The sequence below is a fragment of the Streptomyces griseicoloratus genome (assembly GCF_014534645.1).
In the GTDB taxonomy this organism is placed as follows: Bacteria; Actinomycetota; Actinomycetes; order Streptomycetales; family Streptomycetaceae; genus Streptomyces; species Streptomyces griseicoloratus.
This window is the reverse complement of the sequence record NZ_JACVQF010000220.1, coordinates 20305-33364: the sequence shown is the minus strand read 5'-3', so window position 1 is coordinate 33364 and position 13060 is coordinate 20305. Positions and strand designations below refer to the sequence as shown.

Annotated in this window: 18 protein-coding genes; all 18 read right to left on the bottom strand. The window is 68.5% G+C overall.

Translation table 11 applies throughout. The features are described 5' to 3' along the window. Positions 1-8 precede the first annotated feature (8 nt). The 18 genes from rpsQ to H0H10_RS28240 all read right to left on the bottom strand — a co-directional run bounded on the left by rpsQ (position 9) and on the right by H0H10_RS28240 (position 13056). Complete coding sequence (gene rpsQ / locus H0H10_RS28325) at positions 9-293, bottom strand: 30S ribosomal protein S17 (RefSeq protein WP_004984524.1); 285 nt, start codon at positions 291-293, stop codon at positions 9-11. Further along, complete coding sequence (gene rpmC / locus H0H10_RS28320) at positions 293-517, bottom strand: 50S ribosomal protein L29 (protein ID WP_007494763.1); 225 nt, start codon at positions 515-517, stop codon at positions 293-295. The genes rpsQ and rpmC overlap by 1 nt, the downstream gene beginning before the upstream one ends. Beyond that, positions 517-936 (bottom strand): 50S ribosomal protein L16, encoded by a 420-nt coding sequence (gene rplP, locus H0H10_RS28315; RefSeq protein WP_009190136.1) that lies wholly within the window; start codon positions 934-936, stop codon positions 517-519. Before rplP ends, rpmC begins: the two co-directional genes overlap by 1 nt. Positions 937-941: 5 nt before the next feature. Beyond that, complete coding sequence (gene rpsC, locus H0H10_RS28310) at positions 942-1769, bottom strand: 30S ribosomal protein S3 (RefSeq protein ID WP_188183975.1); 828 nt, start codon at positions 1767-1769, stop codon at positions 942-944. Continuing rightward, on the bottom strand, positions 1769-2116 hold the full coding sequence (gene rplV / locus H0H10_RS28305) for a 50S ribosomal protein L22 (RefSeq protein WP_028420772.1): 348 nt from the start codon (positions 2114-2116) through the stop codon (positions 1769-1771). The genes rpsC and rplV overlap by 1 nt, the downstream gene beginning before the upstream one ends. A 43-nt stretch (positions 2117-2159) precedes the next feature. Continuing rightward, positions 2160-2441, bottom strand: a complete 282-nt coding sequence (gene rpsS / locus H0H10_RS28300; protein ID WP_004984529.1) for a 30S ribosomal protein S19 — start codon at positions 2439-2441, stop codon at positions 2160-2162. 12 nt (positions 2442-2453) lie between these two features. Then, positions 2454-3290 (bottom strand): 50S ribosomal protein L2, encoded by an 837-nt coding sequence (rplB, locus tag H0H10_RS28295; protein ID WP_188183974.1) that lies wholly within the window; start codon positions 3288-3290, stop codon positions 2454-2456. Positions 3291-3330: 40 nt separating this feature from the next. Continuing rightward, the gene (rplW, locus tag H0H10_RS28290) at positions 3331-3750 is read right to left on the bottom strand and encodes a 50S ribosomal protein L23 (RefSeq protein WP_188183973.1); all 420 of its coding nucleotides are present in this window, start codon (positions 3748-3750) and stop codon (positions 3331-3333) included. Beyond that, positions 3750-4406: a 50S ribosomal protein L4 gene (gene rplD, locus H0H10_RS28285; protein ID WP_188183972.1), complete on the bottom strand. Its 657-nt coding sequence runs from the start codon at positions 4404-4406 to the stop codon at positions 3750-3752. The genes rplW and rplD overlap by 1 nt, the downstream gene beginning before the upstream one ends. Before the next feature lie 8 nt (positions 4407-4414). Continuing rightward, positions 4415-5059 carry a 50S ribosomal protein L3 gene (rplC, locus tag H0H10_RS28280; RefSeq protein ID WP_004984533.1) on the bottom strand — a complete coding sequence of 215 codons (645 nt, stop codon included), beginning with the start codon at positions 5057-5059 and terminating at the stop codon, positions 4415-4417. A 16-nt stretch (positions 5060-5075) separates the two neighbouring features. Then, on the bottom strand, positions 5076-5384 hold the full coding sequence (rpsJ, locus tag H0H10_RS28275; RefSeq protein ID WP_003948644.1) for a 30S ribosomal protein S10: 309 nt from the start codon (positions 5382-5384) through the stop codon (positions 5076-5078). A 608-nt stretch (positions 5385-5992) separates the two neighbouring features. Continuing rightward, positions 5993-6454 carry a hypothetical protein gene (locus H0H10_RS28270; protein WP_188183971.1) on the bottom strand — a complete coding sequence of 154 codons (462 nt, stop codon included), beginning with the start codon at positions 6452-6454 and terminating at the stop codon, positions 5993-5995. Positions 6455-6510: 56 nt separating this feature from the next. Continuing rightward, positions 6511-7008 (bottom strand): hypothetical protein, encoded by a 498-nt coding sequence (locus H0H10_RS28265; protein WP_188183970.1) that lies wholly within the window; start codon positions 7006-7008, stop codon positions 6511-6513. A gap of 28 nt (positions 7009-7036) precedes the next feature. Further along, complete coding sequence (locus tag H0H10_RS28260) at positions 7037-8389, bottom strand: hypothetical protein (RefSeq protein WP_188183969.1); 1353 nt, start codon at positions 8387-8389, stop codon at positions 7037-7039. A 26-nt stretch (positions 8390-8415) separates the two neighbouring features. Continuing rightward, positions 8416-8766 (bottom strand): hypothetical protein, encoded by a 351-nt coding sequence (locus tag H0H10_RS28255; RefSeq protein ID WP_223180558.1) that lies wholly within the window; start codon positions 8764-8766, stop codon positions 8416-8418. A 192-nt stretch (positions 8767-8958) separates the two neighbouring features. Next, entirely contained in the window at positions 8959-10146 is a 1188-nt protein-coding gene (locus tag H0H10_RS28250) for an acyltransferase family protein (RefSeq protein WP_223180557.1), read from the bottom strand. A gap of 225 nt (positions 10147-10371) precedes the next feature. Next, the gene (gdhA, locus tag H0H10_RS28245; RefSeq protein ID WP_188183967.1) at positions 10372-11730 is read right to left on the bottom strand and encodes an NADP-specific glutamate dehydrogenase; all 1359 of its coding nucleotides are present in this window, start codon (positions 11728-11730) and stop codon (positions 10372-10374) included. 195 nt (positions 11731-11925) lie between these two features. Continuing rightward, a complete protein-coding gene (locus H0H10_RS28240; RefSeq protein WP_188183966.1) occupies positions 11926-13056 on the bottom strand; it encodes a hypothetical protein in 1131 nt (376 codons plus the stop codon). Positions 13057-13060 lie beyond the last annotated feature (4 nt).

Genomic DNA, 13060 nt, shown 5'->3' with positions numbered 1-13060 from the left:
CGCAGGAATTACTTGGCCTTCTCGAGGATCTCGACGACGCGCCAGCGCTTCGTCGCGGACAGCGGCCGGGTCTCCATGAGGAGGACGCGGTCGCCGACGCCCGCGGCGTTCTGCTCGTCGTGTGCCTTGAGCTTGTTCGTACGGCGGATGACCTTGCCGTACAGAGCGTGCTTGACGCGGTCCTCAACGGCGACGACGACGGTCTTGTCCATCTTGTCGCTGACGACAAGGCCCTCGCGGGTCTTGCGGAAGCCGCGCGCTTCGGTGTTCTCAGTCACGTTGTTCTCGCTCATCAGGCGTTCTCCACCGTCTCGATGCCGAGCTCACGCTCACGCATGAGGGTGTAGATCCGGGCGATGTCCTTGCGGACCGCCTTGAGACGGCCGTGGTTCTCGAGCTGGCCGGTCGCCGCCTGGAAGCGGAGGTTGAACAGCTCTTCCTTGGCCTCGCGGAGCTTCGCCAGAAGCTCCTCGTTGCCCAGCTCGCGCAGCTCGGACGCCTTGGTACCGGCCGACATCACGCTTCACCTGCCTCGCGCTTGACGATCCGGCACTTCATCGGCAGCTTGTGGGCCGCACGGGTCAGCGCCTCACGGGCGATCTTCTCGTTGGGGTACGACAGCTCGAACATCACGCGTCCGGGCTTGACGTTCGCGATCCACCACTCCGGAGAACCCTTACCGGAACCCATGCGGGTCTCGGCCGGCTTCTTGGTGAGCGGACGGTCCGGGTAGATGTTGATCCAGACCTTGCCGCCACGCTTGATGTGACGGGTCATCGCGATACGAGCCGCCTCGATCTGGCGGTTCGTCACGTAGGCCGGGGTCAGCGCCTGGATGCCGTACTCGCCGAACGCAACCTGCGTTCCACCCTTGGACATACCGTTGCGCTTCGGGTGGTGCTGCTTGCGGTGCTTGACCCTACGGGGGATCAGCATTTCGGTCAGGCCTCCGTTCCGGTGCTCTCAGCCGGAGCGGCAGCCGCCGGAGCCTCGGCCTTGGGGGCCTCGGCAGCCGGAGCCGACTGCTGCTGCGGCTTGCGCCCGCGACGCTCGCCACCGCGGCCACGGGCCGGGCGGTCGCTGCCACCACGGGCCGGGCGGTTGCCCGCACGGGCGGCGGCGTTCTCGGCGCGGACCTCGGCGATGTTCTTGACGTCGCCCTTGTAGATCCAGACCTTCACACCGATGCGGCCGAAGGTCGTCTTGGCCTCGAAGAAGCCGTAGTCCACGTTCGCGCGGAGCGTGTGCAGGGGCACACGGCCCTCGCGGTAGAACTCCGAGCGGGACATCTCGGCGCCGCCGAGGCGGCCACCGCACTGGATCTTGATGCCCTTGGCGCCCGCCTTCATCGCCGACTGCATGCTCTTGCGCATGGCGCGGCGGAAGGAGACGCGGGAGGAGAGCTGCTCGGCGACGGCCTGGGCCACGAGCTGAGCGTCGGTCTCGGGGTTCTTGACCTCGAGGATGTTCAGCTGGACCTGCTTGCCCGTGAGCTTCTCGAGGTCGCCGCGGATGCGGTCGGCCTCGGCGCCACGGCGGCCGATGACGATGCCCGGACGGGCCGTGTGGATGTCCACGCGGACGCGGTCACGGGTGCGCTCGATCTCGACCTTGGAGATGCCGGCGCGCTCCATGCCGGACGTCATCATCCGACGGATGGCGACGTCTTCCTTGACGTAGTCCTTGTACAGCTTGTCGGCGTACCAACGCGACTTGAAGTCGGTCGTGACACCGAGCCGGAACCCGTGCGGGTTTACCTTCTGGCCCATTACCGGGTTCCTTCCTTGCTGCTGACGACCACGGTGATGTGGCTGGTCCGCTTGCGGATCCGGTAGGCGCGGCCCTGGGCGCGCGGACGGAACCGCTTCAGGGTCGGGCCCTCGTCGACGTAGGCCTCGGAGATGTAGAGGCTGTCGACATCGGTGTGGTCGTAGTTGTGCGCGGCGTTGGCGATGGCGCTGTCCAGCACCTTGCCGACCGGCACGCTCGCGGCCTGCGGGGCGAAACGCAGGACCGCCTGAGCCTCCGTGGCGTCCATGCCACGGATGAGGTCCACCACGCGGCGGGCCTTCATGGGCGTGACGCGGATGTACCGCGCCTGGGCCCTGGCTTCCATGGTTGTCCCTTCGGTGTTTGTCATGGTCATTCCACCCCGCTGACTAGCGGCGCTTCGACTTCCGGTCTTCCTTGACGTGGCCCCGGAAGGTGCGGGTCGGCGAGAACTCGCCGAGCTTGTGGCCGACCATGGACTCGGTGACAAACACCGGGATGTGGGTCTTGCCGTTGTGCACCGCGATCGTGTGGCCCAGCATCGCCGGGACGATCATCGAGCGACGGGACCAGGTCTTGATGACGTTCTTGGTACCGGCTTCGTTCTGCGCGTCCACCTTCTTGATCAGGTGGTCGTCGACGAAGGGTCCCTTCTTCAAGCTACGAGGCATCTCAACCCGTCCTTAGCGCTTCTTGTTCGTCTTGCGGCGGCGGACGATGTACTTGTTCGACGCCTTCTTGGGCGAACGAGTACGGCCTTCCTTCTTGCCCCACGGAGACACGGGGTGACGACCACCGGAGGTCCGGCCCTCACCACCACCGTGCGGGTGGTCAACCGGGTTCATGACCACACCACGGACGGTCGGGCGAACGCCCAGCCACCGCTTGCGGCCCGCCTTGCCCCAGTTGATGTTGCTCTGCTCGGCGTTGCCGACCTCGCCGACGGTGGCGCGGCAGCGGACGTCGACCAGGCGGATCTCACCGGACGGCATGCGCAGGTGGGCGTAGGCGCCCTCCTTCGCGAGCAGCTGCACGGAGGCACCGGCGGAGCGGGCGAACTTGGCACCGCCACCGGGACGGAGCTCGATCGCGTGGATCGTGGTACCGACCGGGATGTTGCGGAGGGCCAGGTTGTTGCCCGGCTTGATGTCGGCCCCGGGACCGTTCTCGACGCGGTCGCCCTGGTTCAGGCCACGCGGCGCGAGGATGTAGCGCTTCTCGCCGTCCGCGTAGTGCAGGAGCGCGATGCGCGCGGTGCGGTTGGGGTCGTACTCGATGTGCGCGACCTTCGCCGGCACGCCGTCCTTGTCGTGACGACGGAAGTCGATCACGCGGTAGGCGCGCTTGTGTCCGCCACCCTGGTGGCGAACGGTCACACGACCGGCGTTGTTACGGCCGCCCTTGCTGTGCAGCGGGCGAACCAGCGACTTCTCCGGCGTGGACCGCGTGACCTCGACGAAGTCGGCGACGCTGGCGCCACGACGGCCAGGAGTCGTCGGCTTGTACTTGCGGATACCCATTTCTCAGTCCTCGTCCGATATCGGACGATCCGGACCTCCGTCAGGAGGTCGGACCGCCGAAGATGTCGATACGGTCGCCCTCGGCGAGGGTCACGATCGCGCGCTTGGTCGCGGAACGCTGGCCGAAGCCGGTGCGGGTCCGCTTGCGCTTGCCCTGGCGGTTGATCGTGTTGACCCCGGTGACCTTGACCGAGAAGACCGACTGCACGGCCTCCTTGATCTGGGTCTTGTTGGCACGCGGGTCGACGATGAACGTGTACTTGTTCTCGTCGAGGAGCGCGTAGCTCTTCTCGGACACGACCGGCTTCAGCAGCACGTCACGGGGGTCCGTGTACGCCTTGCTGGCCGGGGTGACGACGGTGTTCTTGCCCTCGGCGGCCTGGCGGCGGGCCTTGGCCACGCGCGCGGCCTTGGCGGCCTTGGCGGCCTTCGAGGCGATGGAGGGGTGACGGATAGCCATCAGGCCTCGCTCCCTTCGTTGTCGTTGGCCTTCGGGCCGGCGACGAAGGACTCGAAAGCGGCCTTGGTGAAGACCACGTCGTCCGAGACGAGAACGTCGTACGTGTTCAGCTGGCCCGGCTCCAGGATGTGGACCTGGGGCAGGTTGCGGGCGGACAGCCACGCGGCCTCGTCCGAGCGGTCGGCGACGAGCAGCAGGTTCTTGCGCTCGCTGATCTTGCCGAACAGGCTCTTGGCGGCCTTGGTGGAGGGGGTCTCGCCCTCGATCACGCCGGAGACGACGTGGATGCGGTTGTGGCGCGCCCGGTCGGTGAGGGCGTGACGCAGAGCGGCAGCCTTCATCTTCTTGGGGGTGCGCTGCGAGTAGTCGCGCGGCACGGGACCGTGCACGACGCCACCGCCGGCGAACTGCGGCGCGCGGGTCGAACCCTGGCGCGCGCGGCCGGTGCCCTTCTGGCGGTACGGCTTCTTGCCGCCACCACGGACCTCACCGCGGGTCTTGGTCTTGTGCGTGCCCTGGCGGGCAGCGGCCAGCTGCGCGACGACGACCTGGTGGATCAGCGGGATGCTGACCTTCTCAACGCCGAAGATCTCCGCGGGGAGCTCGACGGTACCGGCCTTGTCGCCCGCCGGCGAAAGGATGTCAACAGTGCTCATCGGTTACCTCAGGCCCCCTTGGCCGCGGTGCGGACCAGGACGAGGCCGCCGTTCGGACCGGGAACCGCGCCCTTGATGAGCAGCAGACCCTTCTCCGCGTCAACGGCGTGGACGGTCAGGTTCTGGGTGGTGACCCGCTCGTTGCCCATGCGACCCGCCATGCGCAGGCCCTTGAACACGCGGCCCGGGGTGGCGCAGCCACCGATGGAACCCGGCGAGCGGTGCTTGCGCTGGGTGCCGTGACCGGCGCCGAGGCCACCGAAGTTGTGGCGCTTCATGACACCGGCGAAGCCCTTGCCCTTGCTCTTGCCGGTGACGTCGACCTTCACGCCGGCCTCGAACACCTCGGCGGTGACTTCCTGGCCGAGGGTGTACTCGCTGGCGTCCGACGTGCGGATCTCAACGAGGTGGCGACGGGGGGTGACGTCGGCCTTCGCGAAGTGGCCCTTGAGGGGCTTGTTCACCTTGCGCGGGTCGATCTCGCCGAAGGCGATCTGGACGGACTCGTAGCCGTCGACGTCGTTCGTACGGACCTGGGTGACGACGTTGGGCCCGGCCTTGACGACGGTGACCGGAACAACACGGTTGTTCTCGTCCCACACCTGCGTCATACCGAGCTTCTCGCCCAGGATGCCCTTGATCTGCTTAGCCATTCTCAGCCCACCAGCCTCAGAGCTTGATCTCGATGTCGACACCGGCCGGCAGGTCGAGTCGCATCAGAGAGTCAACGGTCTTGGGGGTCGGGTCGAGGATGTCGATCAGGCGCTTGTGCGTGCGCATCTCGAAGTGCTCGCGCGAGTCCTTGTACTTGTGCGGCGACTTGATGACGCAGTACACGTTCTTCTCAGTGGGCAGCGGCACCGGGCCCGCGACCGACGCACCAGTGCGGGTCACCGTCTCGACGATCTTCTTCGCCGAGGAGTCGATGACCTCGTGGTCGTAGGCCTTGAGCCGGATGCGGATCTTCTGTCCCGCCATGGCTACTTCGTAGTCCTGTCTCTCGTAAACGCTCTGGAACCCGGCGTTCCGGCCTTCCCCTCCGACCCACGCGGTCGGGCGTGTCGCACTCCCGCTGACACAGATGTCCTGCTCCAGGACTTCCCTGCTGGGGGAGCGCGGGCCCTTCCGGAACCGCAGGCCGGGGGCGAGAGGCCCACCGGGCGCCTGGCCGGTACCCCGCTGACGCTTCCCGGAAGATTCCCGTACGTCCGCCCCTGATCAGGGACGACGAGTACTGTGGGACTCGCTTCCGGTCCCCCCGGCGGGAGGCGCGCAGCATCGGCACTCGACCGAGCAACCCCGCTAGTCTGCCACACGAGACACGACACTGGCCAATCGAGCCGGAGAGAATACCCCGGGGGTGACGTAGATCAAACCCGGGCCACGCGCTCTCCCGCACCAAGCGCGATCAGCCCGCCGCGGACGTCCTCGGCGGAACGAGGAGAAGCACCCGGCACCGGGTGCCGGTGAGTCCGTCGAGGAGGCTGGGGCCCTCCGTCGATCACGCAGGGTCACGACACCTCACCGACCACCGTACGTGGCAGGTCGGTCACTCGAAAGGGTTGCGGGACGTCATTGACCGCCTGTCAGAGCCGGAACACTCCCCGCCAGGTCCATCCGGCGCCGAGCACCGCGTCCCGCAGCGGGTCGGTCATCTCCCGGGTGTCGAAACGGAACGCCTCGACCTGGTGCTCGCGGCCGTCCGGCCCCTGCTGCTTCTCCCACTGCCGGAACACCGCGGGCGCGTGTCCGCGTCCATACTGACCCTCGGCGTTGCCGCCGGAGCGGTTCTCCCACCGCTCGTCGAGGAAGCGCACCTCGTGCTTGTCCGGCACCAGCCGCATCCGGGTCCGGAGCCGGACGCCGACCCGCCGGATGTGGCACTCCGCCACCAGGTCGGCCTTCTCGTCCGGAAGCGCGTTGCGCACCCGGTAGGGCGCGTCCGTGTCGTTGAGCGCGAGCAACGCCGTCCGGACGTCCTCGGCCGGACGCGGCCCGGCAGCGCTGTCGGGCCGCCTGGTGCCGGTCAGTTTGTCGAAAAGCCCCATGAACAACCGCCTGTGAGTGTCGGATGACGTGACGCGACCTGAAGGCCCGCGACGCGTTAGGACGACGCGCCGCCCGGCCGGATACTCCCGAGGAACTCCTGGAACTCCGGTACGACCTCCGGGAACTGCCCCTCGGTGGAGGTCAGCACGGCCCGGATCACGGCGCGTCGGTGGGGGTCCCGCACGTCCGCCATGGCCAGCAGCACCTGTGACTGGACGAGAGCGCGGCACATGCCCCCGACCGTCGCCGAGAACGTCAGCTTCTGGACCACCCCGGGTGCGTCCTCGGAGCCGACCTCGCGCCGGTCGGCCACCACGACCGAGTCCGCGACGCTCCGTAGATGCTGAACAGCCCGGTCGGCGAGGGCCTCTAGCGGCGCCTCGTCCGATGCCACCTCGCCGTCGAGGGTGATGTTGGCGGCGAAGCCGGCGTCCGGCCGCGGATGCACCGCCGCGAAGGCGACGTCCGCCGCCACGGCCTCTTCCTGCCGGGCGGCAGGAAGCCAGCCCTCCGGCAGCCGGAACTCGATGGGGATCGGCAGTGACGTAGGCATGAAGGGGCCCCTTTCCAGAGAAAGTAGATCAGAACAGACTGGTGATGCCGTCCTTGACGTACCCGAAGCCGTCGCCGACGCTGTCGACAGCGTCGCCCACGACGTCCACCGCATCGCCGAGAGTCTCGCCCACCTTGTGCGGGTCAACGGTGATCTCGACCCCCACCGCGCCCCCCAGGATGGGTGAGGCACCGGCCTTGCCGCCGAGGTGGAACTTGCCGTCGTCGTCCTTCTTGTAGCCCCACCATGCTTCCGCGCCCGGTCCTGCCCATCCCTCGGCGGTGCCGCCGATGCCGATGCCGGCGATCTCGACACCCCCGGCGACGCTGCCCTTGGCCCCGGCGAACGCCTTGGCGCCGACGGTGACCTCCTCCTTGGTCACCTTGGCGTTGACCCCGGCCTCGGCGCCGGCGAAACCTTCGGTGCGTCCGTAGACGCCGGCGTACGGCCCGTACTCGGCCCGGCCCTCGACCAGTCCCCGCAGCCCGGCGGACGCCTCGGCCTTGCCCACGACGCCCTTCTCGTTGAATCCGTAGTTGGCGGTGGCCCTGGCGCCGCCGTAGCCGTCGGCGATCCCGGACAGTTTCCAGCCGCCGTTCGTCAACGTCCCCTCGGCGGTGGCGTGGAACAGGTCGGCGTACGCCTTGACCGAGCCTTCCTTGCCGTACTTGGGATCGGTGGTCACGGTGAAGCCGGCGTCGGGACCAGTGGCCGAGGTCTTGCCTTCCGATACCCACCCGTCAGTCTTGGTACGGGCCTCCTTGGCCGGTGCAGCGGCCTCGGCCTCGTACTTCTCGATGTCTCCCTGGGCCCGACCGTTGAAGCCATTGAAGGTACCGTCACTGATGTCGGAGTCGATCACCACCGCGTTAAGAGCGGTCTGGACGCCGATGTCGGCGTCCCCCACGTCCTTCACAAGCTGGTTGATACGCGCCTGCCACGACGCAACGGCCGCGCGCACGGCCTGTTGGTAGTCGGGGTCATGGTGTAGGGCGGTGCGCTCGCCCTCGCTGAGCTTCGTGGTGTCGTAGGAGACCAAGCCCTGGTCTGAGACCGCCATGCCGGCGTCGACGGCGTCCGAGCGGGCAGACTGCAACTTGCTGCGCAGGTCCGTGAACTGCGTGTGTGCGTCACGCAGGAGCGAGGCGACCGCCCTTGCCTCAGTCTGGGCCTTCTGGAATTCCTTGAGCGTGGTCTCGAAACGACGGTTGGCCGTGTCGGCGCTCAAACCCATCCAGCTACTGCCCAAGGAAATGCCATACACATCCCGGCGATAGGCCTTCTCCTGCTTGGCGAATTCACCCGCCATGCCATCCCAGCGGCTTGCGGCGGTGGTGAGCGCGGCAAGGTCCGTGGTCATGATCTCGTGATAGGTGGGCATCTGGGCTCCCCCCTCCTCCCGGCCGGTCAGTACCGGTCCAGCGAGGAGGCCTGACGGACTCCTGCTCCTACCGCGAGGTCGGTGTTTTGCAGCACCGTGTTGGCACTGCGCAGCGCGCTCTTGTCCGCACCGAGCCGGTCCAACAGGTTCTTGACCTGATCGCTCCAGGTTTCATGTGCGCTCTTCAGCGCCCCTGCGGTGAGCCAGCCGTCGCCGTCCTTGGGTCCGAACGCCTTCACCACGTCGGCTGTGTCATCGTCCGCCCACCGCCCGGCCTTGTGGGTGTCAGGCTCGATGTGCTCCTCAATTGCCTTCGCTGCAGCCTTCTTCTCTGCAGGCGAGGAGGCAATGTCCTTGCGCCCTCCCGCGGGCCTCATCGGGCTCGTTGCTCCCCCGCCCTGATCCGCCGGAAGCTGATTCAACCTCGTGCCAACGACCGCTTGCCCGCTCCCAGCCGACGCTGTCACCACTGAATGCCTCCCCCGCAACTTTGGCACCGCCACACACATGCGCGTGGTGTGATCATAAGAAATATGTCCAGCGCGTCGGTCGTGAGAGGTCCCCCTACGTCAACGAGGCGGGTTCCCCGCGTTGCGCAGCCGCGCGAACGACGTGTCCAGGCCGTTCTTCAGCAGGCGTGACACCGGGCGCTCCACGCAGCGGTGGATCAGCCAGCTCAGGATCAGGAATCCGGCGACCACCACAACGACCAGCAGCCGGGCGTCCATCGTGTCGCGGAGGCGGTTGATCAGCGTCGTGCCCGCCACGTAGTGCGTCAGGTAGAGGGGGTAGGTCAGGGCGCCCGCCGTCACCAGCCACTTCCAGCGGATCCGGTCGGTGTAGCCGAGCGCGACGGCGACCATGAAGAGCAGGAAGGCCGTGAAGATCAGCACGCTGCCGCGCCAGCCGGAGACACGCTCGACCTCCTCGATCCTGTTCCCCAGCTCCAGCTGGCCCATCAGCCAGGACATGGCGAGGATGCCCCACAGGAGCAGGTCCTGGCCGAAGCGGTGCATGAGGTAGAGGGCCAGCCCCGCGATGAAGTACCAGGCACCGTCCGGGTTGGCGACCAGTTCCAGCAGGTGGAGGTCCGAGACGGGGGCGAGCATCGCCCCCGCTCCCCACACGCAGCAGAAGACCACGACCCTGCGGTACGTCAGGCCCATGGCGACCACGACCAGGAAGAGCAGGTAGAAGCGCAGCTCCGACCAGAGGGTCCAGTAGACGCCGTCGACGTTCGGGACGGCCGAGCCGGACTGGAGCATGGTGAGGTTGAGCAGGACCTCGCGCAGTCGCAGGCGTTCCCACACGCCCGGTACGGCCATCAGCACGGCCGTGGTGAACGCGACCGCGAACCAGTACGCCGGGTAGAGCCGGATCACGCGCGACACGAAGAACTGGCGCGGGGTCCGGCCCCAGCAGGACATGCAGATCACGAAGCCGCTGATCACGAAGAAGATCTCGACGCCGATCCAGCCGTAGGAGGCGAAGCGGAAGACCGTCGGCATGATGTCCGACACAGGCCGGTCCCAGATGGCGTTGCCCGGCTGGTCGACGCGCCAGGTGCCGGCGTAGTGGTGCGCGGCGACCATCAGCGCGGCGACGAGGCGGATGCCGTCGACGACGTACAGCCGCCCGCCGCCCTGGCGCCGCCGGCCGGACGCGGCGGCGTGCTTGCGCGCCCCGAGGCGGCCCGGCATCCGCTGGGCGGGTACCGCCGACACCGTCGCCGCGAGCGGTGGGAGCGGTTGCTTCAACCGCCCCACGCCACGCCCCGCCGACCGCCCCGCGCCCCGTTCGGGTGCCGGCGTATCCCTGTCCGTTCCACGCACCATCCGAACAGACAAGAACAGTGCTCACGTAAGCGGTAGTGCTTTGAACAACCTGCCGCCTGCGCCCCGCGCACTGTTCGCGGTCAGTTCTCCGGTGGTTCAGATGACGCCGTGGTTCAGATGACGCCGTGGTTCAGATGACGCCGTGGTTCAGATGACGCCCTGGGCCAGCATCGCGTCGGCCACGCGCTCGAAGCCGGCGATGTTCGCACCGGTCACGTAGTCGCCGGGGGCGCCGTAGCGCTCGGCGGTCTCGTGGCAGGTGGTGTGGATGTCGTTCATGATGTGCGTCAGTTCTTCCTCGACGCGGGCCGCCGTCCACGACGTACGGGCGTGGTTCTGCGCCATCTCCAGGGCGCTGACCGCGACGCCGCCGGCGTTGGCCGCCTTGCCGGGGCCGAAGGCGACACCGGCCCGCTGGAGCAGGTGCACGGCCTCCGGGGTGGTCGGCATGTTCGCGCCCTCCGACACCGCCTTCACGCCGTTGCGGATCAGGGCGGCGGCGTCGTTCTCGTCCAGCTCGTTCTGCGTCGCCGACGGCAGCGCGATGTCGGCCGGGACCTCCCAGACCCGCCCGCCGGGCACGAACCGCGCGGACGCGCCCCGGCGCTCGGCGTACGTGCCGACCCGGCCGCGCTCGACCTCCTTGATCTGCCGCAGCAGCTCCAGGTCGATGCCCTTCTCGTCGACGACGTAGCCGGAGGAGTCCGAGCAGGTCACGGCGTTCGCGCCGAGGGCGGTCAGCTTCTCGATGGTGTAGATCGCGACGTTGCCGGAGCCGGAGACGACCGCCGTCTGGCCCTCCAGGTCCTCACCGCGCTCGCGCAGCATCGCCGCCGTGAACAGCACGTTCCCGTACCCGGTCGCCTCCGGGCGGATCAGCGAGCCGCCCCAGCCCTGGCCCTTGCCGGTCAGCACGCCGGCCTCCCAGCGGTTGGTGATCCGCCGGTACTGGCCGAAGAGGTAGCCGATCTCGCGGCCGCCGACGCCGATGTCCCCGGCCGGGACGTCCGTGTGCTCGCCGATGTGCCGGTACAGCTCCGTCATGAACGACTGGCAGAAGCGCATGACCTCCGCGTCGCTGCGCCCGTGCGGGTCGAAGTCGCTGCCGCCCTTGCCGCCGCCGATGCCGAGTCCGGTCAGCGCGTTCTTGAAGATCTGCTCGAAGCCGAGGAACTTGATGATGCCGAGGTTCACCGACGGGTGGAAGCGCAGGCCGCCCTTGTACGGGCCGAGCGCGCTGTTGAACTCCACCCGGAAGCCGCGGTTGACCTGGACCCGGCCCTGGTCGTCCTGCCACGGCACCCGGAAGATGACCTGCCGCTCCGGCTCGCACAGCCGCTCGATGAGCCCCGGCTCGGCGTACTCGGGACGGGCCGCGACCACCGGCGCCAGCGTCTCCAGCACCTCGTGGACGGCCTGGTGGAACTCGGGCTGGGCGGGGTTGCGGTGCTCGATCTCGGCGAGCAGGTTCTCGAGCGTGGTCTTCGTGTCGGAACGCGTCGTCACGGTGTCCCTTTCTGGCACGGCTGATACCGGTATGCATACCGGTGATGAGCGCTCGGCGCCGTTGCCGCGCGCAGGACACTTAAGTGTTACGCGCATGTAAACACCGTGACCAGAGGTCCCGGGCGGATCGTCCGCCATCTGAGATCGGCCTGCCACACCCCGGCCATGCGGCTGTTTCCCCTGCCCGTGTACCGGTCAGTCCGGGAGCCGGATCCGCAGGGGGCCGCAGCCCAGTCGCTCGGCCTCTGCCGCCACGTAGGCCGGGAACACGTCCCGGACGAAGGTGTAGCGGGCCGTGCCGCCGTTCCCCAGGGCCAGAGAGTCGTACTGCTGGGCCAGGAACACGTGGACGTCGTCGTCGGCGCACTCGACGCGCACCGCCGCCAGGGCCGGGGAGAAGGACCCGCTCAGCTCGGGAGCGTCCGGCGATTCGACGGAGGGGCCGGTGTCGAGGACGGCGGCGGAGAAGGCGCCGGTCAGCTCGCTCTTCTCCACCGTTTGCAGACGGAACAGGGCATGCACGTCGTACGTCGGGAAGACCTCGCAGGTACGGACGGGGCTGCCGGTGCCCGCGGTCGCGCGCGTACGGATCTCGGAGTCGGCCAGGGCCTTGGGCAGGCGCACGCCCTTGAGACCGCACAGCTCCCGCCCGCCCGGTGCCGTCCGGGCCTCCGGGACCATGGTCAGCTCACCGGGCCCAGGCAGCGAACCGGTGCAGCCGAGGCGTGCCATGGCGCCGTTCGCCGCGTTGACGGCGGTACGGGCCAGTGCCTGCTGGTGATCTGCCCGCCGATCTGGATCGATCGAGGCGGGGATCTCGCCAGCGCCCAGGGCGACATCGACGACCGCGGGCCCCTCAAACGGATCGGGCTTCACACAGTCGGCGGGCAGGACCACCCACGCCCGGGTGTCCGACGCCATGCCCAGCAGCCCGTCACCCATCGGGGTGAGCCGGGAGGACAGGTACTCGTCCGACCAGAGAACCCCACCACCACTCCGGCCCTCCAGGCCGTGGACACGGATGTCGACCTGACCGCCGCGGTTGTCGTCGCCGTAGGCCATGACACGGCACCGGCCGTCGAGCCGCCCCGACCCGTGCGACGCTTCACGGGTCCACGTCGGCTCCGTCTCCGCCGACTTGATGTCCCAGTCGCCGAAGAGGTCGCCGAGTTCCCGGTCCGTCACGGAATCCCAGCACGGGTCGTCCGCGAACGGCGGCACCCCGGCCTGCCACGCCACGACACCCGCGCCCAGGAGGGCGCCGGCCACGGCCATGGCGAGGGACTGCATCACGTTGCGACGGGCGGTCCGGCGCAGCAACCTCATGCGC

Bases quoted from the DNA above. Each gene is read 5' to 3' on its own strand.
- rpsQ (WP_004984524.1), bottom strand. From the start codon at position 293: ATGAGCGAGAACAACGTGACTGAGAACACCGAAGCGCGCGGCTTCCGC.
- rpmC (WP_007494763.1), bottom strand. From the start codon at position 517: ATGTCGGCCGGTACCAAGGCGTCCGAGCTGCGCGAGCTGGGCAACGAG.
- rplP (WP_009190136.1), bottom strand. From the start codon at position 936: ATGCTGATCCCCCGTAGGGTCAAGCACCGCAAGCAGCACCACCCGAAG.
- rpsC (WP_188183975.1), bottom strand. From the start codon at position 1,769: ATGGGCCAGAAGGTAAACCCGCACGGGTTCCGGCTCGGTGTCACGACC.
- rplV (WP_028420772.1), bottom strand. From the start codon at position 2,116: ATGGAAGCCAGGGCCCAGGCGCGGTACATCCGCGTCACGCCCATGAAG.
- rpsS (WP_004984529.1), bottom strand. From the start codon at position 2,441: ATGCCTCGTAGCTTGAAGAAGGGACCCTTCGTCGACGACCACCTGATC.
- rplB (WP_188183974.1), bottom strand. From the start codon at position 3,290: ATGGGTATCCGCAAGTACAAGCCGACGACTCCTGGCCGTCGTGGCGCC.
- rplW (WP_188183973.1), bottom strand. From the start codon at position 3,750: ATGGCTATCCGTCACCCCTCCATCGCCTCGAAGGCCGCCAAGGCCGCC.
- rplD (WP_188183972.1), bottom strand. From the start codon at position 4,406: ATGAGCACTGTTGACATCCTTTCGCCGGCGGGCGACAAGGCCGGTACC.
- rplC (WP_004984533.1), bottom strand. From the start codon at position 5,059: ATGGCTAAGCAGATCAAGGGCATCCTGGGCGAGAAGCTCGGTATGACG.
- rpsJ (WP_003948644.1), bottom strand. From the start codon at position 5,384: ATGGCGGGACAGAAGATCCGCATCCGGCTCAAGGCCTACGACCACGAG.
- H0H10_RS28270 (WP_188183971.1), bottom strand. From the start codon at position 6,454: ATGGGGCTTTTCGACAAACTGACCGGCACCAGGCGGCCCGACAGCGCT.
- H0H10_RS28265 (WP_188183970.1), bottom strand. From the start codon at position 7,008: ATGCCTACGTCACTGCCGATCCCCATCGAGTTCCGGCTGCCGGAGGGC.
- H0H10_RS28260 (WP_188183969.1), bottom strand. From the start codon at position 8,389: ATGCCCACCTATCACGAGATCATGACCACGGACCTTGCCGCGCTCACC.
- H0H10_RS28255 (WP_223180558.1), bottom strand. From the start codon at position 8,766: ATGAGGCCCGCGGGAGGGCGCAAGGACATTGCCTCCTCGCCTGCAGAG.
- H0H10_RS28240 (WP_188183966.1), bottom strand. From the start codon at position 13,056: ATGAGGTTGCTGCGCCGGACCGCCCGTCGCAACGTGATGCAGTCCCTC.